Origin of the sequence: Lentzea waywayandensis, assembly GCF_900115955.1 — a bacterium.
Taxonomy (GTDB): domain Bacteria; phylum Actinomycetota; class Actinomycetes; order Mycobacteriales; family Pseudonocardiaceae; genus Lentzea; species Lentzea waywayandensis.
Window position 1 is genome coordinate 87,172 of record NZ_FOYL01000004.1, and the last position, 24,089, is coordinate 111,260.

Annotated in this window: 22 protein-coding genes and 1 tRNA gene; 15 read left to right on the forward strand and 8 right to left on the reverse strand. The window is 68.1% G+C overall.

The genetic code is table 11. The annotated features are described in order from the left end of the window. The first annotated feature begins 2 nt into the window (after nt 1–2). Nucleotides 3–1,409 carry a sensor histidine kinase gene (locus tag BM417_RS16025; RefSeq protein ID WP_093594048.1) on the forward strand — a complete coding sequence of 469 codons (1,407 nt, stop codon included), beginning with the start codon at nt 3–5 and terminating at the stop codon, nt 1,407–1,409. 1 nt (nt 1,410) lies between these two features. On the opposite strand, the gene mgrA is transcribed toward BM417_RS16025, so the two are convergent. The 3 genes from mgrA to BM417_RS16040 all read right to left on the reverse strand — a co-directional run bounded on the left by mgrA (nt 1,411) and on the right by BM417_RS16040 (nt 3,529). Further along, nucleotides 1,411–2,439 (reverse strand): L-glyceraldehyde 3-phosphate reductase, encoded by a 1,029-nt coding sequence (mgrA, locus tag BM417_RS16030; RefSeq protein WP_093594051.1) that lies wholly within the window; start codon nt 2,437–2,439, stop codon nt 1,411–1,413. A 131-nt stretch (nt 2,440–2,570) separates the two neighbouring features. Then, entirely contained in the window at nt 2,571–2,948 is a 378-nt protein-coding gene (locus BM417_RS16035) for an RICIN domain-containing protein (protein WP_177320459.1), read from the reverse strand. 508 nt (nt 2,949–3,456) lie between these two features. Continuing rightward, nucleotides 3,457–3,529 (reverse strand) — tRNA-Thr (locus BM417_RS16040). Between the two features lie 259 nt (nt 3,530–3,788). Here BM417_RS16040 and BM417_RS16045 point away from each other — a divergent pair. The 3 genes from BM417_RS16045 (at nt 3,789) to otsB (ending at nt 9,215) form a co-directional block, all read left to right on the forward strand. After that, the gene (locus tag BM417_RS16045) at nt 3,789–5,132 is read left to right on the forward strand and encodes a threonine/serine exporter family protein (protein ID WP_245821947.1); all 1,344 of its coding nucleotides are present in this window, start codon (nt 3,789–3,791) and stop codon (nt 5,130–5,132) included. A 69-nt stretch (nt 5,133–5,201) separates the two neighbouring features. Beyond that, nucleotides 5,202–6,635, forward strand: coding sequence for an alpha,alpha-trehalose-phosphate synthase (UDP-forming) (locus BM417_RS16050; RefSeq protein WP_093594057.1), 1,434 nt, complete (start codon nt 5,202–5,204; stop codon nt 6,633–6,635). A 48-nt stretch (nt 6,636–6,683) separates the two neighbouring features. Continuing rightward, nucleotides 6,684–9,215, forward strand: a complete 2,532-nt coding sequence (gene otsB / locus BM417_RS16055) for a trehalose-phosphatase (protein WP_093594060.1) — start codon at nt 6,684–6,686, stop codon at nt 9,213–9,215. Nucleotides 9,216–9,595: 380 nt separating this feature from the next. Here the strand turns inward: otsB and BM417_RS16060 are convergent, their stop codons facing one another. The 3 genes from BM417_RS16060 to radA are packed head-to-tail and all read right to left on the reverse strand — an operon-like array spanning nt 9,596 to nt 12,033. Beyond that, complete coding sequence (locus tag BM417_RS16060; protein WP_177320460.1) at nt 9,596–10,060, reverse strand: hypothetical protein; 465 nt, start codon at nt 10,058–10,060, stop codon at nt 9,596–9,598. A 37-nt stretch (nt 10,061–10,097) separates the two neighbouring features. Next, entirely contained in the window at nt 10,098–10,646 is a 549-nt protein-coding gene (locus BM417_RS16065) for a hypothetical protein (protein ID WP_093594066.1), read from the reverse strand. Further along, the gene (radA, locus tag BM417_RS16070) at nt 10,639–12,033 is read right to left on the reverse strand and encodes a DNA repair protein RadA (RefSeq protein WP_093594069.1); all 1,395 of its coding nucleotides are present in this window, start codon (nt 12,031–12,033) and stop codon (nt 10,639–10,641) included. The genes BM417_RS16065 and radA overlap by 8 nt, the downstream gene beginning before the upstream one ends. Before the next feature lie 154 nt (nt 12,034–12,187). Between radA and BM417_RS16075 the strand changes: the two genes are divergently transcribed. Beyond that, nucleotides 12,188–12,622 (forward strand): hypothetical protein, encoded by a 435-nt coding sequence (locus BM417_RS16075; protein ID WP_093596016.1) that lies wholly within the window; start codon nt 12,188–12,190, stop codon nt 12,620–12,622. 58 nt (nt 12,623–12,680) lie between these two features. On the opposite strand, the gene BM417_RS16080 is transcribed toward BM417_RS16075, so the two are convergent. Next, a complete protein-coding gene (locus BM417_RS16080; protein WP_093594071.1) occupies nt 12,681–13,433 on the reverse strand; it encodes a copper chaperone PCu(A)C in 753 nt (250 codons plus the stop codon). Nucleotides 13,434–13,687: 254 nt separating this feature from the next. Here BM417_RS16080 and BM417_RS16085 point away from each other — a divergent pair, with 254 nt between their 5' ends. From BM417_RS16085 to BM417_RS16100, 4 genes are read left to right on the forward strand one after another with little or no spacing between them, the layout of a single operon-like run. After that, nucleotides 13,688–14,176: a CarD family transcriptional regulator gene (locus tag BM417_RS16085; protein ID WP_012782996.1), complete on the forward strand. Its 489-nt coding sequence runs from the start codon at nt 13,688–13,690 to the stop codon at nt 14,174–14,176. A 45-nt stretch (nt 14,177–14,221) separates the two neighbouring features. Then, nucleotides 14,222–14,914, forward strand: a complete 693-nt coding sequence (gene ispD, locus BM417_RS16090) for a 2-C-methyl-D-erythritol 4-phosphate cytidylyltransferase (protein WP_093594073.1) — start codon at nt 14,222–14,224, stop codon at nt 14,912–14,914. Next, nucleotides 14,911–15,378, forward strand: coding sequence for a 2-C-methyl-D-erythritol 2,4-cyclodiphosphate synthase (gene ispF / locus BM417_RS16095; protein WP_093594076.1), 468 nt, complete (start codon nt 14,911–14,913; stop codon nt 15,376–15,378). Before ispD ends, ispF begins: the two co-directional genes overlap by 4 nt. Before the next feature lie 5 nt (nt 15,379–15,383). Further along, nucleotides 15,384–15,776: a PPOX class F420-dependent oxidoreductase gene (locus BM417_RS16100; protein WP_093594079.1), complete on the forward strand. Its 393-nt coding sequence runs from the start codon at nt 15,384–15,386 to the stop codon at nt 15,774–15,776. Here BM417_RS16100 and BM417_RS16105 read toward each other — a convergent pair. Beyond that, nucleotides 15,773–16,069, reverse strand: a complete 297-nt coding sequence (locus tag BM417_RS16105; protein WP_093594082.1) for a DUF6191 domain-containing protein — start codon at nt 16,067–16,069, stop codon at nt 15,773–15,775. The genes BM417_RS16100 and BM417_RS16105 overlap by 4 nt on opposite strands. Before the next feature lie 53 nt (nt 16,070–16,122). On the opposite strand from BM417_RS16105, the gene BM417_RS16110 reads away from it, so the two are divergent. The 6 genes from BM417_RS16110 (at nt 16,123) to BM417_RS16135 (ending at nt 23,582) form a co-directional block, all read left to right on the forward strand. Then, nucleotides 16,123–17,070, forward strand: coding sequence for a toll/interleukin-1 receptor domain-containing protein (locus BM417_RS16110; protein ID WP_177320461.1), 948 nt, complete (start codon nt 16,123–16,125; stop codon nt 17,068–17,070). A 25-nt stretch (nt 17,071–17,095) separates the two neighbouring features. Next, complete coding sequence (locus BM417_RS16115) at nt 17,096–17,719, forward strand: HAD family hydrolase (protein ID WP_093594088.1); 624 nt, start codon at nt 17,096–17,098, stop codon at nt 17,717–17,719. Then, nucleotides 17,716–19,110, forward strand: a complete 1,395-nt coding sequence (cysS, locus tag BM417_RS16120; RefSeq protein WP_093594090.1) for a cysteine--tRNA ligase — start codon at nt 17,716–17,718, stop codon at nt 19,108–19,110. Before BM417_RS16115 ends, cysS begins: the two co-directional genes overlap by 4 nt. Nucleotides 19,111–19,115: 5 nt before the next feature. Beyond that, on the forward strand, nt 19,116–20,087 hold the full coding sequence (gene rlmB, locus BM417_RS16125) for a 23S rRNA (guanosine(2251)-2'-O)-methyltransferase RlmB (RefSeq protein WP_093594093.1): 972 nt from the start codon (nt 19,116–19,118) through the stop codon (nt 20,085–20,087). 591 nt (nt 20,088–20,678) lie between these two features. Then, complete coding sequence (locus BM417_RS16130) at nt 20,679–21,905, forward strand: MFS transporter (RefSeq protein ID WP_093594095.1); 1,227 nt, start codon at nt 20,679–20,681, stop codon at nt 21,903–21,905. Nucleotides 21,906–22,223: 318 nt separating this feature from the next. Next, nucleotides 22,224–23,582, forward strand: a complete 1,359-nt coding sequence (locus BM417_RS16135; protein ID WP_245821948.1) for a GGDEF domain-containing protein — start codon at nt 22,224–22,226, stop codon at nt 23,580–23,582. Nucleotides 23,583–24,089 lie beyond the last annotated feature (507 nt).

The following is a 24,089-nucleotide window of genomic DNA, read 5'->3' on the forward strand; positions in this document are numbered from 1 at the left end:
CCATGAAGCTCAAGCCCGTCCGCGACTGGCGGCTCGGCACCCGCCTGGCGCTGGGCCTCGGCGCGCTCGCGCTGACGGTGTTCGTGATCGTCGGCTGGGTCATGGTCACGTCCATGAAGGACTTCCTCGACCGCCGCCTCGACGACCAGATGGTGATCAGCCAGCAGGGCGCGGCCAAGGAGGTCGAGTACTACGGCAAGATCACCAAGATCCCGCCGGACTGGTTCGCCGTCGTCTACAAGATCGAGGACGGTGGCGTCACGCCCCTGCCGGGCGACCAGCAGCCGCAGGACCGCGAGGAGTTCGACGCGCTCGCCAAGCAGGCGCTGACCGCGGACAAGTTCGAGACCGAGTACCTGCGCGACGAGGGCAAGTTCCGGCTGCGCGCCTGCCAGGTCATCAAGGACGAGTACATCGTGGTCAGCGCGGCCCCGATGCAGGACAGGGACGGCACGATCTCCCAGCTCGTCACGGTCGGCGTGATCGCGTTCCTGGCCGCGCTGGTCGCGTTGGTGGTGGGCGGCCAGGCGTTGATCCGCAAGGGCATGCAGCCGCTGTCGGACATGGCCGACACCGCGCACGACATCTCGTCGCACGACCTGACCGACTCGGGTGATCTCACCGTGCGCGTGGACAGTCGTGGCGGCGGCGTCGAGGTCGAGGAGCTGCGTGAGGCGTTCAACAAGATGCTCGCGCACATCGACACGTCGTTGGTCGCGCGCACGGCCGCCGAGCAACGCTTGCGCCGGTTCATCGCCGACGCCTCGCACGAGCTACGCACGCCTCTCACGTCGTTGCGCGGCTACGCGGACCTCTTCCGGTACGCGGCGGCCAACGAACCGGGCGAGCGCGAGAAGCACCTGGAGAAGCTGCGTTCGGAGGCGTCCCGCATGAGCGTGCTGCTCGACGACCTGTTGTTGTTGGCACGCCTGGATTCCGCGGCGACCGAACCACCGTTGCGGCCCGAGGAGCTGGACCTGTCGGTGATCGCGGAGGCGGCGGCGGACGCGTTCCGCGCGGGCAGGCCGTCGCACGCGCTGGACGTCGACGCCGACACGGTCACCATGACCGCCGACCCGACGCGACTGCGTCAGGTGCTCGACAACCTGCTGACCAACGCGGCCGTGCACACGCCCGCCGGCACCGCGGTGTCGTTGAAGGTGACGGCCGAGAACGGCTGGGCGGTGATCCGGGTGAGCGACACCGGTCCCGGAATTCCGGAGGCCGACCAGGCGCGGATCTTCGACAGGTTCTACCGCGTGGACGACTCGCGGACCCGTCAGCGCGGCGGCAGCGGTCTCGGACTCGCCGTGGTGCAGTCGCTGGTGCAGGCGCACGGCGGCACGATCGAGCTGGCCAGCCGGCCGGGGTCGACGGTCTTCACGATCCGTCTCCCCCGGCGGCCGTGACCTAGTCGGCCTGCGAGCTGGTGGCCCACAGGTCGATGCCCGACTCGACGGCGTACTTGTCGATCTCGGCGAGCTCGTCGTCGGTCAGCGGCGGCGCCTGCAGGGCCGCGAGGTTCTGCTCCAGCTGCCCGACCGAGGAAGCGCCGATCAACGCCGACGTGACGCGCGGGTCGCGGATCGTCCAGGTCAGCGCGAGCTGGGCCAGCGACTGGCCGCGCGACTTGGCGATCTCGTTGAGCGACCGGATGCGGCCGAGGTTCTGCTCGGTGAGCAGGTCCGTCGACAGCGACTTGCCCTGCGAGGCGCGCGAGCCCTCGGGGACGCCGTTGAGGTAGCGGTCGGTCAGCATGCCCTGCGCGAGCGGCGAGAAAGCGATGCAGCCGGCGCCGACCTCCTCCAGCGCGTCCAGCAGCTCCGGCTCGATCCAGCGGTTGAGCATCGAGTACGACGGCTGGTGGATCAGCAGCGGCACGCCGGCGGACCGAAGCAGCTCGGCGGCCTCGCGGGTCTTCGCGGGCGAGTACGACGAGATGCCGACGTAGAGCGCCTTGCCCTGCTGGACCGCGGACACGAGCGCGCCCATCGTCTCTTCCAGCGGCGTCTCCGGGTCGAACCGGTGCGAGTAGAAGATGTCGACGTAGTCGAGGCCCATCCGCGTCAGCGACTGGTCGAGCGAGCTGAGCAGGTACTTGCGGCTGCCCCACTCCCCGTACGGCCCGGCCCACATGTCGTAGCCCGCCTTCGTCGAGATGACGAGCTCGTCGCGGTACGGGCGGAGATCGTCCTTCAGGATCTGCCCGAACGTGGTCTCCGCCGAGCCGTAGGGCGGACCGTAGTTGTTGGCGAGGTCGAAGTGCGTGACACCGAGGTCGAACGCCCTCCGCGCGATCCCGCGACCCGACTCGTAGGGCCGGTCGCCGCCGAAGTTGTGCCAAAGGCCGAGCGAGATGGCGGGCAGCTTGAGGCCGCTGCGTCCCGTCCGCCGGTAGGTCATCTGGTCGTAGCGCGCGCTATCCGCGAGGTAGGACATGGCGCCAGAATGTCACGTCCTAACGAGACAGTGCAGGACATGATCCGGGCCACCCGGGAACGGCACGAGGCCGCAGATGATGATCTACGGCCTCGTACGTCGTTCTGCTCAATTGTTCTGATGCGCGGCAATCACGCGTTGCGGATCTTCCACTGCTGATCGCTGTAGGAAGTGACGCAGTCGTGCTGGAACGCCGGCGCCCCGTTGACGTTGTTCGCGGACCTCACCGCGAGGCAACGACCGGTGTAGTTGTTGATCGCGAAGCTGTAGAGGTGGTGACCGACCGAGTCGTAGGCGTCGGTGATGAACCAGCGCTGGTCCGCGTAGCCCAGGCAGTCGAACTGGAACGCGGGCGACCCGTCGCAGCTGCTCGCCCCTCTGACCGCGAGGCACCGGCCGGTGTTGATGTTCGTCCAGGTGCTGAGGTACTGGGCGGTCACCTCGCCGGTGCGCTTGACGCAGGTGATTTTCTCCGCGGCCTGCGCGGGAGTGTTCAGAGTCGCGGCCATGACAACAGCGGCCACCAATACGAATACACGACGAAGAAACGACATTCGCAATCCCCAATTGCTGCGTGGCCGAGGGGCGAACGCAACCACGAACCAGCACCGGTGAGGGCACCTCGATCACCCGTCACTCGACCAGCCCAGTCCGGACGACCGAAGCCGATCGCCGCGACCGGCCCTCGGCGCGACCTCTGGAACCACGACGCCAGATCCGCGCACGACCACGGTTCACATATGAGGTCCGCTCATTCCTGGTCGGCGTGCCGCAAAGCGCGAACGAAGTCGTCTCTCCGTTTCCCAAGTCGCAACGCAACCAAACGACTACACAGCGCACAGGCGACGGTGCGGATAGTGCCGGAAACCTCGCGGCTAACCGATCCGCCGGGCAACCGCCCCCCGTCGACCAGCGCGAAGGGCGCCCACTTCGCCCACGCGAAACAAGACGGCGTTTGACCTGGGAAGCAAGAAGACTCCCCGACCAGCCGTCATGGCTGGTCAGGGAGCCGAATTGAGCCGGCGAGGGGAATCGAACCCCTAACCTTTCGCTTACAAGGCGAGTGCTCTGCCAATTGAGCTACGCCGGCGGGCGCGTGTTCGCGAACATCGTAAGCGCCCGTTGCGGGTGCTACCTGCGGCGAACGGTCTGCTCTCAGTGTGATCGGATTGCTCCGACCGGAGTCAGACCAACCAACTGAGTGGATCAATGCGTCGGGGTGACCGCCTTGACCAGGTCAGGAGGGTAACCAACGGACAGTGATCATGTCCTCCTTTTCGGGTCGCCCGATCGGAGGTGGCAGACGACACAGCAACAGTCGAAGGGCCTGTCACGATCACACGACGGAGGTGCCCAAGATTTCCACGAACAGCCTGCACGGCCCCGCTCTGCCCGATGACACCACGGTTCACCTGGTACTCGATCTCGCCCTGAAGATCGGTGAGGTCCAAATGTCCAGCGGGGCCGGCGCGGCCGATGTGACAGCCACGATTCTCTCAGTCACCGAGAGCTATGGACTGCCGCACACCGAAGTCGACGTGATCTACACCTCTATCAGCGTGTCGTGTCACCGCGGCACGGAGGCGCTGCCGATCACCTCGATCCGGGTCGTCCGGCAGCGCGGTCTCGACTACACGCGACTCGCGGACGTCGAGCACCTCGTGCGCAATCTCGGTCCGATCGAAGAAGCGCACGCACGGCTCGAAGACATCACGAACGCCAAGCACCCGTACCCGCGCTGGGTCGCCACCGCCGCGTGGGGCGGGATGGCCGCCGCGGTGGCGTTCCTCGTGGGCGGCGGGCTGGTGCTCGCGCTCACCGCCGCGGCCATCACCGCCGTGGTCGACCGGGTCGGCCGGTTGCTCAACCGCCGCAACCTGCCCTTCTTCTTCCAGCAACTCGTCGGCGGTGCGCTCGGCACGGGCGCGGCGCTGGCCATCTACTCGACCGGATTGCTGCCCGTGCGGCCGAGTCTGCTCGTCGCCGTCGGGATCGTCGTGCTGCTGTCCGGACTCGCGCTCGTCAGCACCGTGCAGGACGCGATCTCCGGCTACAACGTCACCGCCGCGGGCCGCACGGTCGAGACCGTGCTGCTCAGCGCCGGCCTGATCGCGGGTGTGGCGCTGGCGATCCGCGCGGCCGTCCACTTCGGACTGGACATCCGGCTGAGCGATCCGTTGCCCGCGTTGATCTCCGCGGTGCCGATGCAGTTCGCGGCCGGCGCGGCGACGAGCGCGTTCTTCGCGCTCGCCTGTTACGCCCGGCCCCGCGCGCTCGTCGCCGCCGCCATCTCCGGCGCGATCGGCACGGCCGCCTACGGTCTCGTGACGAGCTTCGGCCTGGACGCGCTGCTCGGCTCCGCCGTGGCCGCCGCGATCACCGGGTTCGGCGGCGCGACGATGACCCGCCGGCTGCGCATCCCGACGCTCGTCGTCGTCCAGGCCGGCGTCGTCCCGCTGCTGCCCGGCTGGACCACCTACCGGGGCCTGTTCCAGCTCACCGCCGAGGGCGATCCGGCCGGTTTGAGCACGCTCGTGTTCGCGAGTGGCATTGCTCTCGCTCTGGCCGGAGGGGTCGTGTTCGGCGAGTACCTGGCCCAGCCCGTGCGTACCGGACTGGGCCGCTTGGAGCGCAAGTTCGCTGGTCCACGCATGTCCGGGCCGCTCAAACCCACCAAGCGTCGTTTGGAGTGAAACTCGCTGTGACGGGGGTTACACGGCACGCCGACAGCACGCGTCCGCACTAGCCTCAGTTTCGTGAGCATGGACATTGGCGAGAACGGGGCGGAATTCGTAGTCGTGGCCAACCGGCTGCCGGTTGACCTGGAGCGCTTGCCTGACGGCACGGAGCGGTGGAAGCACAGCCCTGGCGGGCTCGTGAGCGCGCTCGAACCGTTCCTCCGCTCACACAGCGGCGCCTGGGTCGGCTGGCCCGGCGTCGCGGACACCGAGGTACCGCCGTTCGAGGACGACGGCCTCCTGCTGCACCCGGTCGAGCTGTCCGCGAAAGAGGTCGAGGACTACTACGAGGGCTTCTCCAACGGCACGCTCTGGCCGCTCTACCACGACGTCGTGGCGCAGCCGGCCTTCCACCGGCACTGGTGGAACGCCTACGTGAAGGTCAACCAGCGCTTCGCCGACGCAACGGCGAAGGTCGCCGCCCAGGGCGCGACGGTGTGGGTGCAGGACTACCAGCTGCAACTCGTCCCGGCGATGCTGCGCGAGCAGCGGCCCGACCTCAAGATCGGCTTCTTCCTGCACATCCCGTTCCCGCCGGTCGAGCTGTTCATGCAGCTCCCGTGGCGCACGGAGATCATCCGCGGCCTGCTCGGCGCCGACCTGGTCGGCTTCCACCGGCCCGGCGGCGCGCAGAACTTCCTCTGGCTGGCCCGCCGGCTCGTGGGCCTGGAACCGAGCCGCGGCACCGTGGGTGTCAGGACCCGGCCAGGTGTCGTGCAGGTCGGCGACCGCACCGTGCGCGTCGGCGCGTTCCCCATCTCGATCGACAGCGCGGGGCTCGACGCGGTCGCCCGGCGCAAGGAGACGCAGGCCCGCGCGAAGCAGATTCGAGCGGACCTGGGCAACCCCAAGCGCATCCTTCTGGGTGTGGACCGTCTCGACTACACGAAGGGCATCGACGTCAGGATCCGCGCTCTGTACGAGCTGATCGCGGACGGACGTCTGGACCCAGAGGACGTCGCGATGGTGCAGCTAGCCACGCCGAGCAGGGAGCGCGTCGACCACTACGTGACGATGCGCAAGGACATCGAGCAGTCGGTCGGCCGGATCAACGGCGAGTTCGGACGGGTCGGCAGGCCCGTCGTGCACTACCTGCACCAGTCGGTGAACCGCGAGGAGCTCGTCGCGTTCATGAGCGCGGCGGACGTCATGGTCGTCACGCCCGTTCGGGACGGAATGAACCTCGTGTGCAAGGAGTACGTGGCCTGCCGATATGATCTTGGTGGAGCTCTGGTGCTCAGCGAGTTCGCCGGCGCTGCCGCAGAACTGACCAGTGCGTTCCTGGTGAACCCCCATGATCTGGACGGTGTCAAGAACGCTCTGCAGGCCGCCCTCGACATCGATCCTGCTGAAGGCCGCCGTAGGATGCGCGCGCTGCGCCGCCAAGTCCTCACCCATGACGTTGACCGTTGGGCGAGGTCGTTCCTGGAGGCGTTGGGCACGCAGACCTCGGTCTGAATCCTTTCAGATCCCCGTATTGACCCATCGAGTGCTCCAGGAGGGGCGTTGACCGCCGAGGCCCTCCCCGCCGAACTGCGCCGCGCCATCGTGCAGCTGGCCAGGACCCCACGACTGCTGGTCGCCAGCGACTACGACGGAACACTCGCGCCGATCGTGGCCGACCCGGAGCAGGCTCGCCCGCTTCCGGAGTCGGTGAACGCGCTGCGTTCGCTCGCGAGCCTGCACGAGACCACCTCAGCCGTGATCTCCGGTCGCGCGCTGCGCGACCTGGCCACGCTGTCCCGTCTGCCTGGCGAGGTCCACCTAGTGGGCTCGCACGGCTCCGAGTTCGACGTCGGCTTCGTCCACGCGCTGGACGCGAGCGCCAAGGCGTTGCTGCGGCGCATCGAAGCCGAGCTCGAAGAGATCGCCGACGGCCAAGAAGGCGTCCAGCTCGAGGTCAAGCCCGCCTCCGTCGCGGTGCACGTGCGCCGCGCCGCGAGCGAGGCCATCGGGGAGGCCGTGCTCACCGCCGTCCGCTCCGGCCCGTGCACCTGGGAAGGTGTGCAGGTCACCGAGGGCAAGGCCGTCATCGAGCTCGCCGTCGTCGAGACCAACAAGGGCCAGGCGCTGGACATCCTGCGCCACCAGGTCGGCGCCACCGCGGCGATCTTCCTGGGCGACGACGTGACGGACGAGAAGGCGTTCGCGCGCCTGTCCGGCCCGGACGTCGGCATCCGCGTGGGTGCCGGCGAGTCGCTGGCCGAGCACTACATCGGCGACCCCGCCGACGTGGCGACGGTGCTGGCGTTCCTGCTCGAGGAGCGCCGCGCGTGGCTGCACGGTGACCAGGCCGTGCCGATCGAGCGTCTGACGATGCTCGCGAACGAGCGTTCGGTGGCGTTGGTGACGCCGGACGCCAAGGTCAACTGGCTGTGTCACCCCGAACCGGACTCCGCGGCGATCTTCGCGGATCTTTTGGGTGGCCCTGCCGCGGGCCACTTCTCGATCAAGCCGGAGCACGGGTCGCTGCCGCTGGGCCAGCGCTACCTGCCGGGCACGATGATCGTGGAGACCCGCTGGTCGCGGCTCCTGGTGACGGACTACCTGGAGCACGACCTCGCCTCGCACCGCACGGACCTGGTGCGCCGGATCTCCGGTTCGACCAACGCGGTGATCACGTTCGCGCCGCGCCCGGAGTTCGGGCAGGTGCCGGTGCGGCTGCTGCGCGAGCGCGACGGCCTGCGCGTCGTCGGCACGTCGGATCCGATGGTGCTGCGTTCTCCCGGTGTCGACTGGGAGATCACCTCGGACGGCGTGCAGGAGACCGCACGCGCCGTGGTCCGCCCACGCGAGGGCGCGCCGGTGTTGCTGGAGCTGCGCTGCGGCACCGACGACATCTCCGAGCACGCTCAGGCCGAGTCGGTGCGCCGTGACCGCGCCGCCGGCTACTGGTCGGACTGGGCGGCGGGCCTGCGCCTGCCGACCGTGCAGACCGACCTGGTGCTGCGTTCGGCGTTGACGCTGCGCGGCCTGGTGCACAAAGACTCCGGCTCGATCATGGCCGCGGCCACCACGTCACTGCCCGAAGAGCTCGGCGGCGTCCGCAACTGGGACTACCGCTACTGCTGGCTGCGTGACGGCGCGATGACCGCCGCCGCGCTCGTGTCGGTGGGCTCGTACGCGGAGGCCGACGGCTTCCTGGCGTGGCTGCACGGCGTCCTGGAAACCATCCCAGGCCCCGAGCGGCTGCACCCGCTCTACACGCTGCACGGCACCCAGCTCGGCGCCGAGGCCGTCATCGAGTCGCTGCCCGGCTACGCCGGCTCCCGCCCGGTCCGCGTGGGCAACCTCGCGAACCAGCAGGTACAACTCGACGTGTTCGGCCCGGTCGTGGATTTGGTGGTCCAGCTGGCCACCGCGCGCGGCGCGTTGTCGGACGCCGACTGGTCGATGGCCGAGGCGATGGCCGAAGCCGTCTCACGACGCTGGCACGAACCCGACCACGGCATCTGGGAGGAACGGCACGCACCGCGCCACCACGTGTACTCGAAGGTCATGTGCTGGCTGACCATCGACCGCGCCATCAAGCTCGGCGAACAGTTCGGCCGCGAGCTCGACCCGTCCTGGGTGCCGCTGCGCGACACGATCTCCAACGATGTTCTGAAGAACGGCTGGAACGACGAGGTCCAGTCGTTCACCACGGCCTACGACGGCGACGACCTGGACGCCGCCTCGCTGTTCGTGGGCCTGTCGGGGTTGATCGACCCGGCCGACGAACGCTTCCAGTCGACGGTGACCGCGATCGAGGCGGAGCTGCGGTCCGGCTCCACCGTGTACCGCTACCGCCGCGACGACGGCCTGCCGGGCGACGAAGGCGGCTTCCACCTCTGCGCCGCCTGGATGATCGAGTCGTACCTGCTCACCGGCCGACGCACCGAGGCCGAGGAACTGTTCGGCCAGATCGTCGCGGCCGCGGGCCCCACCGGCCTGCTGCCCGAGGAGTACGACCCGATCGCGGAACGCTCGCTGGGCAACCACCCGCAGGCGTACTCGCACCTGGGCCTGATCCGCTGCGCCCAGCTGCTCTCGCAGTGATCTCGTAGTTCTGCTACCGCCGCGGTCCTTCTGGGGCCGCGGCGGTGTCATTTCCAGGATCTGCGCCGTGGCCCTTCTGTGGCTGCGGCGGTGCCGTTTCCAGGATCTTCGCGGCGGTGCCATTTCCGGGACCTCCGCCGTGGTCCTTCTGTCGCTGCGGCGGTGTCAATTCCAGGACCTCCGCTGTGCCTGGCCGGCGCCACGTGTGCAGCTGACTGCGGCTGTGCCCACCGCTCCCCCGCGCGATTCCTCCTGACGCAACGCGCGAACCCCGGATTTGGTTCCTGCTCTGTCCACAGGCTACCTGGATCCGGATAATGCCAGGTCAGCGCTTCGTCAACCTGTGGATAACTCGGTTCCCCGAAGCCCCGAGGATGAGTTCAGGGGCGTGGCGGCACTCTCTCGATGATTTTCGCGGTCCCCGGCGAGCTGCCGTGCAACGTGATCACGTCGCCCCGGATCAGATGTGCCCAGGCAGGCGGCACGAACGGCCTCAGTCGTGCGGTCGCGCGTTCACCAGGCCCCAGCACCGGCTTGGACTCGATCCACAGGGCGGCCACCCGCTGGTGTTTGCCCGTGACGTCCCACATCGGGCGTTCTCCCCTGGCCTGCAACGGTTCCGCGTCGACCGACAGCACCAGTTCCACGCGCAGCAGGCCTTGGATCGACTCCACGCAGCGCCACTGGAACCAGGCCTCGTCCTGGTCCATCTGGGTTGCCGCCTCGGCGAGCAGGGCCCAGTAGCGCGGGGTCTGCCAGGTGTGGCCGTCGAAGTCGCCCAGCAGGGTGAGGACCAGCTCCCACTCTTCGAGGTCGAGGTAGTCGAGCAGGTCTGAGCTCTGCACCTCCGCGGGCACCAAAGACGCCGCGAACCGCAGTAACTCACCTATCTCGCTGTCGTGTCTCCCCCACACGCACTAATTCGATCACAGTCGCCACGCCCACCATGGGCTGGCTTTCGTGAAGCGCGATCACGGCGCCCACGGAGAGGTGCTGCCACGGTTCCGCAGGCCTGAGCCGGACGACGGCCGTCCGGCCCGGCTCGAGCACCGGCATCGACTCGATTCGCATCGCCGCGAGCCTGAGCACGCCGTCGCCGAGGTCCCAGCGCGTTCCGCGCCTCACTCCGGCAGGGATCGGGTCGGCCTCAGCCGCCAGGTCGAGTTCGGCTCGGAGCAGCCCGTGCCGCGTTTCCTCCTTGCGCCAGGCGATCCACTCCGTGCTCAGCCTCATCTGCTGCGCCGATTCGACCAGCAGGTCCCAGAACTCGTCGGTCTGCCAGGCGATGCCGTCGAAGTCCTCCAGGACGCCGTGCGCGACCTCCGGCTCGTTGTGGTCGAGGTAGTCCAGCACGTCCGCGGATGTGCATCCTGCGTCGCTGCGCGCGTCGCCGGGGATCAGCGCCGCCGCACGACGCAGCAACTCACTCATCTTCTGGCTTGTCCTCGCTCTTGGTGCTGCGCTTGCGGTTCAGGCCGAGCAGCTCCAGCGCGGACACCAGGTCGTTCGCCACCAGCGCCCGCACGCCGTCCGGCAGCGGGCCGTGGTCCGGGGGCACCAGGGCCTTCTTGAACCCGAGCCGCGCGGCCTCGCTCAGGCGCTTGCCGACGCCGTTGACGCGCCTGATCTCGCCGGCCAGGCCTACCTCGCCGAGCACCACCAGGTCGGCGGGCAGGGCGATCTCGCGTTCCGCGGAGGCCACCGCCAGCACCACGGCGAGGTCCGCGGCCGGCTCGACCAGCCGCATGCCGCCGACGGTGGCGGTGAAGACGTCCTTCTGGAACAGGTTGACCTTGCCGCGCTTCTCCAGCACCGCCAGCGCCATCGAGATGCGCGCCGAGTCGAGTCCGCTCACCGCGCGCCGGGGCGCGGGCAGGTTCGTCTTGGCCACCAACGCCTGCACCTCGCCGAGCATCGGCCGCTTGCCCTCGACGATCACCGTGACGCAGGTGCCCTCGACTGCCTTCTCGCGGCGGGTGAGGAACAAGCCGGACGGGTCCGGCACGCACGCGATGCCGTCGTCGCGCAGCTCGAAGCAGCCCACCTCGTCCGCCGCGCCGTAGCGGTTCTTGATGCCGCGCAGCAGCCGCAGACTGGAGTGACGATCGCCCTCGAACTGGAGCACCACGTCGACCAGGTGCTCCAGAACCCTGGGCCCCGCAACGGATCCGTCCTTCGTGACGTGTCCAACCAGGACAACGGGAAGGCCGCGTTCCTTGGCCATCGCGATCAGTCCTGATGCGACAGTCCGCACCTGCGTGACGCCGCCGGGCACGCCCTCGACGCTCACCGTCGACATGGTCTGGATGGAGTCGACGATCAGCATCGACGGCTTCACCTGGTCGACCTGCCCGAGCAACGCGCTGAGCTCGCTCTCGGCCGCCAGGTACATCTCGCCGTGCAGGTTGCCGGTGCGTTCCGCGCGCAGCCGCACCTGCCCCGCGGACTCCTCACCGGTGACGTAGAGGCAACGGCCGTGCGACTCGGCCCAGCGGTGCGCCGTCTCCAGCAGCAACGTCGACTTGCCCACGCCGGGCTCACCGGCCAGCAGCACGACGGCGCCGGGCACCAGGCCGCCGCCCAGCACCCGGTCGAACTCGCTGACGCCAGTGGAAAGCGCCCGCGCCGACTCGATGTCGACCTCGCCGATGGGCCGGGCAGCGGACGTCGGCGCGCCCGCCACCACGCGCGTCACCGACGCGGTGCCTCGTTCCTCGATGCTGCCCCAGGCCTGGCACTCGGGGCAGCGGCCGAACCACTTCGCCACCTCGTGCCCGCACTCGGCACAACGGAAGATCGGCCGCGCTGTCTTCGCCACGAACCGAACGTTAGAGCACAGGTCTGACAGAAACGCGCGCCCCAGGTCAGAGGGCCTTCGACAGAAACTTCAAGATTTTTCGGCGGGTTTGTCGATCCGGCCGCAGGCCCGTTCGACGCATCAGTGGAAGGACACGACGAACCTGGAGGACACAGTGAGCACCGCAACCGTTTCCGCGACGCAGACCCGCAAGTTCGCCCTCGGCCGCTACGCCACCGTCGTCACCCGCGTGCTGACCGGTCTGCTGTTCGCCACGACCGGCCTGAACGGCTTCATCATGTTCATGCCCGCCCCTGACCCCGCCACGATGGCGCCGGAGGGCGTGGCCTTCAGCGCCGCGCTCTACGCGACCGGGTACATGTTGCAGCTGACGTCCGGCGTGCAACTGCTCGCCGGGTTGCTGCTGATCGTCGGCCGGTTCGTGCCGCTGGCGCTGGCCCTGCTCGCCCCGGTGATCGTGAACATCTTCCTGTTCCACGTCTTCCTGGAGCCGAGCGGCATGGTCATGGCGCTGCTCGTGGTCGCCGCCGAGATCGGCCTGGCGTGGGCCTACCGCGACAGGTTCCTGCCGATGCTCAAGGCGTCCTGAACCAACGAGAAACGCCGCCCCCTGAAGCCAGGGGGCGGCGTTTCGACGTCTCAGAGGCTCAGTGGCCCGCGTCGTGGCCCTCGCTCGTGCGCTTGTGCTCGGACGGCGCCACGGGCACCTCCAGCGTCAGCGAGCCGGCCTTCTCGAACAGGAACGTGATCTTGACGGTCTGGGCCGCCACCACGTCGCGGTTCAGCTTCTTGAGGGTGCAGCGGATCTCCAGCACCTCGAGGCTCGGGTCGACCGCGGCCGACGACGAGGTCGGCGCGACGGAGGAACCCGACGGGCGACCGCTCGACGACGCGCCCGAGGACGGCGTCACGTTCGAGGACGACACGCCCGAGGACGGGGCACCGGACGACGGCGTCACCGACGAGGACGGGTTCGACGACGGGGCACCCGAGGTCGGCACGACCGACGAGGACGAGGCAGCGGACGACGAAGGCGCGGACGACTTCACCGGCGCCTTCGAGGCGTCGTACTCGGCCCGCAGCGCGTACTGCGCCGGGATGTCCTTCGAGCCGACGACCTCGGCCTCGGCTTCCGAGGCCTCCGACTTGATCGACAGCAGCTTGTCCGGCGCGGAGCCCGAGTTCGCGATGACGAACGTCAGCGGCGCGTCGTCGCCGTCGTGGTACCGGTTGCCGTCCGGCGGGAAAGCGAGCATGACGTTGCGCACCGCGATCGGGCCCGCGTTGCCGCTCGCACCGTCGACGGCGGCGACCTGGGTGTCGGTCTGGGTGACCTGACCGGCGCTGCAGCCGACCGCCACCAGGCCGAGGCCTGCGGCCAGCGCTGCCGTCACGATCATCCGGCGAGACACTCCTGAGTTCACGGCTCCAGCGTCCTTCCTAGGGAACAACCACCAGGCAAGGAGCCTAACCGGGACCCGAATCGAGGACGCGACGGGATGCCAGTCGATCTTCGATGAGACGTACCTTGCACGCGAACAGGTGGTTTGTCAACCCCCCGCATGGCCCTGACCAGCACTAACGGATCATCGAGCAGCGATCGAAGGGTTGCCGGACGTGTTAGGATGGAGGCATCGAAAGGGGCAGAGGACACATGGTTTTCAAGGTCGGAGAGACCGTCGTCTACCCGCACCACGGTGCCGCTCTCATCGAAGCAATCGAGACCCGCGTGATCAAGGGCGAGGAGAAGAAGTACCTCGTTCTCAAGGTAGCGCAGGGCGACCTCACCGTTCGGGTTCCCGCTGACAACGCCGAAATCGTAGGCGTGCGTGACGTTGTCGGCCAGGAAGGGCTCGACAAGGTTTTCGAGGTCTTGCGTGCTCCCCACACCGAGGAGCCGACCAACTGGTCTCGGCGGTACAAGGCCAATCTTGAGAAGCTCGCCTCCGGCGATGTGAACAAGGTTGCGGAAGTGGTGCGCGACCTCTGGCGGCGCGAGAAGGATCGCGGGCTTTCCGCCGGCGAGAAGCGGATGCTGGCGAAGGCGCGGCAGATACTGGTCAGCGAGCTGGCGCTGGCCGAGGGCACCGACGAGGACAAGGCCGAGGTTCTCCTCGACGAAGTTCTCGCCACCGCCTCGTAGTTTTTCTCAAACAAACAAATCAGAGCATCGGACTTAGTCGCGAACATGAGTGTTGTCGCGCTCGTGCCCGCGGCAGGGCGGGGTGAGCGTCTGGGCTACGGGATGCCCAAGGCGCTCGTGCCGGTCAACGGTGTCCCGCTGTTGACTCGTGCCGTACGAGGTCTGTTCGAGTCAGGCCAGGTTCAGCACGTCGTCATCGCAGCTCCACCGTCCGATGTGGACTTGGTGCACATCGCAACCGCCTCGCTGGCCCCGGCCGGCGGGGCGGTGCACGTGCTTTCAGGGGGTGCCGAACGCACCGACTCGGTGCGGCTCGCCCTCGAACACGCGCTCCGCGTGATTCCGGACACCTCGATCGTGCTGGTCCACGACGCCGCTCGTGCCTTCACCCCTCCCGAGGTCATCGCCGCCGTCGTGGCCGCTGTGCGCGGCGGATTCGACGCCGTCATCCCGGTGCTTCCGGTCGCCGACACGATCAAGCAGGTGGACGAGGTCGGAGTGGTCGTCTCCACACCTGATCGAGCCGGTCTGCGGGTCGTGCAGACCCCGCAGGGTTTCCGCGCCGAGACTCTCAAAGCCGCCTATTGCTCCGGTATTGCCGCGACTGACGACGCTGGTCTCGTAGAGAAAAACGGTGTCGCCGTCCACACGGTTCCCGGACACGCGCACGCCATGAAGATCACCACCCCGTTCGACCTCGCGGTCGCGGAAGCACTGTTCAGCGGAGGCCAGAAGTGAGGATCGGCCAGGGCGTCGACGTCCACCCGATCGAGTCAGGTCGGGAGTGCTGGATCGCCGGTCTGCTGTGGGAGGGCGTCGACGGTTGCGCCGGCCACTCCGACGGCGACGTGGCCTCGCACGCCCTGTGCGACGCGCTGCTGTCCGCGGCGGGCCTGGGTGACCTGGGTGCCGTCTTCGGCACGTCGGATCCGCGCTGGTCGGGCGCGCACGGCGTGGTCCTGCTCACGGAGGTGCGCCGCCTCGTCGAGGAGGCCGGCTTCCGTGTGGGGAACGCCACAGTGCAGGTCATCGGCAACGAGCCGCGCATCGGCAAGCGTCGCGAAGAAGCCCAGAAAACGCTTTCCGACGCAGTGGGCGGCCCCGTCTCGGTCGCCGGCACCACCACGGACGGCCTGGGTCTCACAGGGCGAAACGAGGGCATCGCGGCGATCGCGACAGCCCTGCTGTTCCCCGTAGCCTGACGAACATGGCCACGCTTTCAGAAACGCAGCGCGAACTCCTCGACAGCCCGAACTACGCCACGGTCGCGACGCTGACCAAGGACGGCAGCCCGCAGACCTCGGTCGTCTGGATCAAGCGCGACGGCGACGACGTGCTGTTCTCCACCGTCGTCGGCCGGGCGAAGGAGCGCCACCTGCAGAACGACCCGCGGGTGAGCATCACCGTCATCAACAAGGACAACCCGTACCAGTACAGCGAGTTCCGCGGTGACGCGTCGCTGACCACCGAAGGCGGCGCCGAGCTCATCAACGAGCTGTCGCACAAGTACCTCGGCAAGGACTACCCCGGTGACGCCGGCATGGACAACGTCCGCGTGATCGTCCGTGTGAAGGTCGCCAAGACCACCGGCAACGCCTAGCTCGGCTGCCTCTGCGCCGGCACGTTGAGCACGGCACGGCCGCCGTCGAGGTCCACCCGGCTTCGCGGCGGCGCGCCGTCCCCCTCGTCGTCGCGCAGCAGGCGTTCCTCCTTGCGGAACTCGATCTCCTCGCGCTTGCCGGCCTCGAACGTCGCGCCGAGCTCACCGATCCCGGCCGCGGACATCGGCGTGCCCTTCTTCTTCCCCCGCACGAAGCGCTCGACCACTGCGAGCACGAACAACGCCGCCACCAACGCGGGTAACGACATCGCGAACAGGTACCCCAGGCTCATACCTGGACAACTCCCCGCACAGCGGTGTGGTTCCCGCCACTACGATCCACCGCGTGCCCAAGTACGACGTTTGTCTCTCCTTCGCCGGCGAAGACCGCCCCTACGTCGACGAGGTGGCCCGCCACCTCACCGAACTGGGCGTCTCCCGCTTCTACGACACCGACGAGCAAGCCGATCTCTGGGGCAAGAACCTCGTCGAGCACCTCGACCAGATCTACCGCCACGACTCGCGCTTCTGCGTGATGTTCATTTCGGAGGCCTACGCCAGGAAGATGTGGACCAAGCACGAGCGGCAGTCCGCGTTCGACCGCGCCCTGGTCTCCGACACCGAGTACGTGCTGCCCGTCCGGTTCGACGACACCGAGATCCCCGCGTTGCGCGTGGGCACCGGTTACCTGGACATCCGCAACCGCACGCCGCGCGAGCTGGCCGAGATGATCGCGAAGAAGGTCGGTGCCGCGGTCAGCAGCACACCGAAGGCCGGCTGGGAGTACCAGCTGTTCGCCGACACCGTGGGGCTGCACATGCGCAACCTCAAGGACAAGCGGATCAGCCACGAGATGGGCAGCGTCAAGCCGAAGCGCATGATCACGGCGGACGTGGACGCGCTGGACACCTTCATGGCGCGCAGCCGCACGTTCGACGGCATCATCAACGGCATCGCGGACCTGCTCTCGCCCGGCCGGCTCCAGATGGCGTTCGGCCCGGCCGGACGGCCCGGCGACAGCGACAAGATCAAGTACCTGGCCAACAGCTTCGTGGAGCAGTACGAGAACCTGCTCGACTGGTCGGCTGACCTGCGCGGCACAGCGACGCCGGACCGCTTCACCGCGCTCTACAAGGCCGCCGCACAGCTCGCCGACCAGCCGCTCAAGCAGATCGAGCAGTTCGCCGACGAGTTCGCGGCCGCCAGCGACCGCGGTGCGGGTGACCTTCAGCTGACCCTGTCCTACGACGCCTCGCTGGTCGAGGCCGAGCTCAAAAAGGTCCAGACCACCTAGCCGTTCGGCACGTAGAGTCGGGGGCGTGACGATCCGCGCCGCGCTCTTCGACTTCTCCGGCACGCTGTTCCGGCTCGAACACCCCGAGCTGGAGTCCAACGGTGACCTGATGCGTGCACTCACCGCCCCGGTCGGCATCGCCGACGGCATGGACCCCGAACTGGCCGACGGCTGGCACCGGCGCGACCTCGACCCCGACGTGCACCGCTGGGTGCACGTGAAGGTGCTCGAGGACGCGCTGGTGCCCGACGCCGAGGCCCTCTACGACCAGCTGCTGCACCCGGAGTCCTGGAAGCCCTACCCGGACACCAGGGCGACGCTGGAGCACCTCAAGGACGTCCCCGTCGCGGTCGTCAGCAACATCGGCTGGGACATCCGCAGCGTCTTCGAGCTGCACGGCCTCACGCACCTCGTGGACGAGTTCGTGCTCTCCTACGAAGAAGGCGTCATCAAGCCGGACCCGAAGATCTTCACCACCGCCTGCGAACGGCTGGGCGTCGATCCCCGCAATGCCGTAATGGTCGGCGACAGCGAGGAGGCGGACGGCGGAGCGGAGTCGATCGGTTGCTCCTTCCGGCTCGTCAACCCGGTTCCGACGAGTGACCGCCCGACTGCTCTTTTGGATGTGGCCCGTACCATTCCCGTGTGAGCCTCCACATCTACGACACGGCGAGCCGGTCCATGCGGGAGTTCCACCCGCAGGTCAACGGAACGGCGTCGATCTACGTGTGTGGGGCGACCGTGCAGGGCGTGCCGCACATCGGGCACGTCCGCAGCGGCCTGAACTTCGACGTCCTGCGCCGCTGGCTCGCCCGCGACGGCGCTGACATCACGCTGGTCCGCAACGTCACCGACATCGACGACAAGATCCTCGCCAAGGCCGCCGACCACGGCAGGCCCTGGTGGGAGTGGGCGTACACGCACGAGCGCGCCTTCGAGGACGCCTACGACGCGCTGGGCTGCCTGCCGCCGTCGTACGCGCCGCGCGCCACCGGCCACGTCACGCAGATGGTCGAGCTGATGCAGCGGCTGATCGACAAGGGCCACGCCTACGACGTCGACGGCGACGTCTACTTCGACGTGCGCTCGTTCCCCGAGTACGGCGCGCTGTCAGGGCAACGGCTCGACAGCGTGGAGCAGGGTGAGACGGCGGTACGCGGCAAGCGCGACCCGCGCGACTTCACGCTGTGGAAGGCCGCCAAGCCCGGTGAGCCGTCCTGGCCGACCCCGTGGGGCGACGGCAGGCCCGGCTGGCACCTCGAGTGCTCGGCGATGGCCACGACGTACCTCGGCAGCACGTTCGACATCCACGGCGGCGGGCTCGACCTGATCTTCCCGCACCACGAGAACGAGCAGGCCCAGTCCCGCGCGGCCGGCGACGGCTTCGCGAACTACTGGATGCACAACTACTGGGTGACGCTGTCGGGCGAGAAGATGGCCAAGTCGCTCGGCAACACGGTGTCCATCCCCGCGATGCTGGAACTGGTCCGCGCGCAGGAGCTGCGGTACTACCTGGTCTCGCCGCACTACCGGTCGCACATCGAGTACTCCGAAGAGGCGTTGCAGGAGGCGGTGACGTCCTACGGGCGCATCGAGTCGTTCCTGCGCCGTGTCGCGGACCGCGTCGGCCCGATCGAGCTGCGCGGCGACATGTGCCCGGACTTCGTCGTCGCGATGGACAACGACCTGAACACGCCCCAAGCCGTGGCTGCGCTGCACAACAAGGTGCGCCAGGGCAACACGGCACTCGCCGACGGCGACCACGAGACGGCCAGGGCGGCCGCCGAGTGCGTGCGCCGGATGGCTGACATCCTCGGCGTCGACCCGTTGTCGCCGAAGTGGAACGACGCCTCGTCTGCCGATCTCGGCATGCGACAGGCGTTGACCACCCTGGTGGATCGACTTCTCGTCGAACGCCAAGAAGCCCGCAAGAGCAGGGATTTCGCGCGCTCTGACGCATTGCGCGACCAGCTGCACGACGCGGGCATCGCCGTCGAGGACACCCCCGACGGTCCGCAGTGGACTTTGAAGGACGACTGACTTCCGTGGCTGGCAATTCCAAGCGCAAGGGCGCGATGCGCAATCCGGGCTCGAAGAAGGGCGCGGTCGTCGGCTCCGGCGGGCAGAAGTCCAAGGGGCTGACCGGCAAGGGTCCGACGCCGAAGGCGACCGAGCGCCCGAACCACCCCGCCTACAAGCGGGCCAAGGTGGCGGCGAAGACCGACGCGGCCAAGACCCAGCGCCGGCACACCAAGGAGAAGGCCTCCGCGGAGACCGTGGCGGGCCGCAACCCCGTCGTGGAGTGTCTGCGCGCGGGCACGCCCGCGACGGCGCTGTACGTGGCTCTGGGCATCGACGCGGACGACCGCGTGGCCGAGGCCGTGCGCCTGGCCGCCGACCGCGGCATCACCGTGCTCGAGGTCGCCCGCGGCGAGCTCGACCGGATCACCGCCGGCGCGATGCACCAGGGCCTCGGCCTGCAGGTGCCGCCGTTCGAGTACGCGACCCCGAACGAGCTGCTCGAGCTCGCTCAGCGCGCCACCACGCCGCCGTTGCTGGTGGCACTGGACGGCGTGACGGACCCGCGCAACCTGGGTGCCGTCGTGCGGTCCGCGGCGGCGTTCGGCGCGCAGGGCGTCGTGGTGCCGCAGCGGCGCAGCGCGTCGATGACGGCGGTTGCCTGGCGCACCAGCGCGGGCACGGCCGCCAAGATCCCGATCGCGATGGCCACGAACCTCACCCGGACGCTGCGCGACTGGGCGGAGGCGGGTCTGATGATCGTCGGCCTCGACGCCGACGGTGACGTCGACGTCGACGGTCTGGACCTCGCGACGGGCCCGCTCGTCGTCGTGGTCGGATCGGAAGGCCGCGGCCTCGGCCGTCTGGTCAAGGAGACGTGCGACCAGACCGTGTCGATCCCGATGGCGAAGGGCGTCGAGTCGCTCAACGCGTCCGTCGCGTCCGGTGTCGTGCTGGCCGAGATCGCCCGTCGCCGCCGCCTCGACGCCAAGGGCTGACCTCTCAGCCGGCCTTGTGTGACAGTTGCCTGACGTTATCGGCTAGTTCGCGACACTAAGCGCCTTCATTCGCCGACGTTAGTGATCGTTTTCCTCGCCTGCGAAACCGGTTTCGTTACGCGGGCGAGGAAACGAGATCTCCACACTTGCCAGAACTCCACGACTGATCGGGATGACAAACGGCGTGGCCTATTCCGCGCCACTCCCGAGCGCGGGTACCTTCGTCTCGATCGCAATTCGCCTGTTTCGCCTGGCAGGAGTCGGAGCAGGTTACGCCGCTTGGCGGAGCGCGAGACACCCGTTTGGCACCGGCTGACACACACCGTGACCATTTGGGGTCCAATCAGGCGAGGCCGAGGTCAACTGTGAAGAAGATCAGCTCTACGTTTCGCTATTGTAACTACTTTAGGTAACTGCCCTGCTCCGTTTAGGTACACACTGTGGTAGGACAGACGTTGAACGGTCAGGCAGCTTCTACCGTGATTGTCGATAGGAATTGATTACCACCGGCGGGGGCGACGTGACTCGGCGTAGAGCGAATCGGGACGTGCCGATTCACCGCGCGCGGGGAGCGGCTGCCCGGGACACCGCATGACGACCCGCGGCGCGCTCCGCGAGCTCGTGGGTTTGCGCGAGTTCCGCGCCATGTGGATCGGCTCGACCGCCTCGACCGCCGGTGACCAGCTCGCAGCGGTCGCATTGTCACTGATCGTATTCGAGCGAACACAATCCGCTGCCTGGACCGCGCTCACGTGGTCGCTGACACTGTTCCCGCCGCTGATTTCGGGCCCGTTGCTCGGCTGGGTCGCCGACCGGTTCCCGCGACGCACGGTAATGGTGACTACCGCCTGGATGCAGGCCGTGCTCATGGGCGCGATGGCCATTCCCGGCATGCCGCTGTGGGCCATGATCGTGCTGCTCGTGGTGGTTCTGGCGATCTCCTCGCCGTATCTCGCGGCCCAGGAGGCGAGCCTCCCTCACGTACTCCCGCCGAAACGCTACGACGACGGTGTGGCGCTCTTCGGCACGTCCGTCGACATTGCCCAGATGGCGGGTCTCGCCGCCGCGGGCTTCCTGGTCGCCCACGCCGGCGCCGGCGTCGCGCTCGGGATCAACGCGGCCACGTTCGCCGCGCTGGCGATCCTGGTGCAGACGTCCGTGAAGCACCGCCCGGCAGCCGATCCGCTGGGCCGCAAGAAGAAGGACGACGAAGAACCACGCGGCGTGCTCACGCTGATGGTGTCCGAGCCGCGATTGAGGACCCTGCTGGGCGTCCGTCTGCTCGCGGGCCTCGCGATGGTCCCGGAAGGACTCGCGGTCCCGCTGGCGGCGAGCCTGAACGCGGTGTGGGCGGTCGGTCTGATCCTCGCCATCGAACCCGCCGCGAACGTGCTGGGTGTGGCGCTGCTCTTCCGTCTCGTGCGGGATCCGGCGAAGCGAGAACGGCTGATCGGCCCGCTGGCGATCCTGTCGCTGGCCCCGTTGATCATGTTCGCTTTCCACCCGAACCTGACCTGGACGATCGTTTTGCTCGTGATTGCCGGTATAGGCGGGGCTTATCACACACCCGCTCGTTCGGCGTGGATGCGGCTGCTACCCGACCAGTACCGCGGAAGGGCTTATGGCATTGGGCGTGCGGCGCTGCGCTCGAGCCAGGGCGGCGGAATGGCGCTGGCCGGTGTCGTCGCTCATTCGATCGGATCTGTGACGGCCACGATCGCCGGCGCGGGCGGCATCGGACTGCTGCTGGCGACGCAGGCTACCTTCGCCTGGCGACGTGCTCGGGGTCGCAACGACACGAAGGCGGTGGCAATCTGAAACAGAACGGTCACCAATAGCGATATCCGTCGTAGAGGCACCATGATGATCTGGGTGCGAGATTGAAGCCGGGTAGAGGAAGGTGGCGTTCAGAAGTCTCGGTTGCACATGGAAGGACACCTCCTCGTTGCGACAAGCGGCAGCGTGGTGGTCTACGACCTGGTCAGCGGCGGCTTAGCTCATGACTTGCCATGAGCGTAGGGGGTCGTGGTGAAGAACAGTTTGACTGATCGCAGGCGATCGCGGGCACTCGGCTTGACTCCGATTCGCAACTGGGACCTTTGGACAGTTGCGCCTAGTGCGATCGCATACTTTTTCGTGCTCGAAGCGGCCGTCGCCGTGGCCGCCATCTGGCTGCTGACGAAGCTCACCGCTGTCTCGACCACGGACTGGCTCCGCTTCGCCGCGCTCATCGCCGCGATCACCATCCACCTGACCGTCGTCCGCAGAGCGGAAGAAGCCCGCCGCAACGAGGCCTCAGGCCCCCACATCGACCTGACCTCGGTCTGGACCTTCGCCGCGGCCGTGGCCCTCCCAGGCGGCCTGGCCGTGATCGCCACGATCTGGATGCGCATCCTGATCCAGCCGATTGCCCGCCGCCAGCCCTACCGCTTCGTCTTCGGCACCGCCTCCATGCTCGCGTCCACCCTCCTGTCCTGGGCACTGGTGCACCTGTCGGGCGTCTCGCTGGCCGCAACCGGAAACATCCCGACGGACCTGAGCCTCGTCCTCATCCTCGCGATAGCCGCCGTCGTCTACTGGCTGGTCCAGGTGATGACAGTCGCGGCCGCCTTCAAGATCGTGACCCCGAACTCGAAGGTCCTCGACTTCCTCGGCTCCAAAGTCGACAACATGCTCGAAATGAGCACTCTCGGCGCCGGCGCCATGCTCGGCATGCTCATGACAAGCCACTGGGTGGGCCCCCTGCTGCTGACAGTCCCAGTCATCCTGGTCAACGCCCTGCTGTCACGCGCAGGAGAACGCCGGACCCACCTGGAACGCCTGCTGCGCGAACAGGAACAGCTCCACCAACGCCTCGCCGCGGACGCCCACACCGACTACCGGACGGGCCTGCTCAACACCAACGGCCTCACCGAGTACGCGGGCCGCCTGGCCGAACGCTGCCGCCTGGACGGCGAACCGATGACAGTCCTGGTCATCGACCTCGACCACTTCAAGCGCATCAACGACACCTGGGGCCACCCGGCGGGCAACGCCGTCCTGGCCGAGGTGGGCAGAATCCTCCGCGAAAAGCTCCGCCCGGGCGACGTAGCGGGCCGAGACGGCGGCGAGGAGTTCGTGGTAGCGCTGAAGGACACCCCGGTGGCCCAGGGCGTGACGATCGCCGAACGCATCCGCGAGGCAATCGGCTCGCTGGCCGTCCCGACCACCGACAAGCACCGCAACGTGGTCACGCTCTACGGCCGCGAGATCCAGCCCCCAGAACCGGAAGGCGAGTCGCTGCAGGCGATCTCGGCCTCCATCGGCGTGGCGGTGATCCCCGACAACGGCCCGGACATGGCCACCGCGCAACACTCAGCGGACGCCGCGCTCTACAAGGCCAAGGAGAACGGCCGCAACCAGGTCCGCGTGGCAGGCCTGGACATCCCGCCGCGCCTGATGCCGGCCCCCCGCCAGGACGACGTGACCAAGCCGATCTCGTCCCGCACGGCCTAAGAACACAGGCTCACGCAGCAGCGCAGGCTCGCGCAGGGGTCCCCTTCGAGTCAGGCTCCCCCGCGACCCAACGTACTCAGCGGGTCTGACAGTCCCGCGAAGCCAAAGCCGAGCAGACAGAGCACGCGGTCACGGCAAGCCACAAATCGCAAGCGACGCCGAAGGCAAGCAGTCTGAGCGCGCGGTCATGGCAAGCCCCTGATAGCCCGCGATGCCGCAGGCGAGCCGTCCTTACCGTGCGGTCTGGGTGGGGTGGTTTCGTCACGAGTCGTGCCATAGCTCTTGCTGCATCAGGGAGGGGGTGTCAAACGGACACGCTTTTCGTCCGTTTGACACCCCCTCCCTGATGTGGCCCGCTCTTGGTACGGCTCGTGACGAAACCACCCCACCAACGCGCCCCACTAAGCAACGCGCCTCCGCCCAACGCAACAGGCGTGCCATCTGCCTACGCACGGCGTAGGCCCCGGTTTTGGATCAGATTGGCGGGGTCTGGGGCGGAGCCCCAGG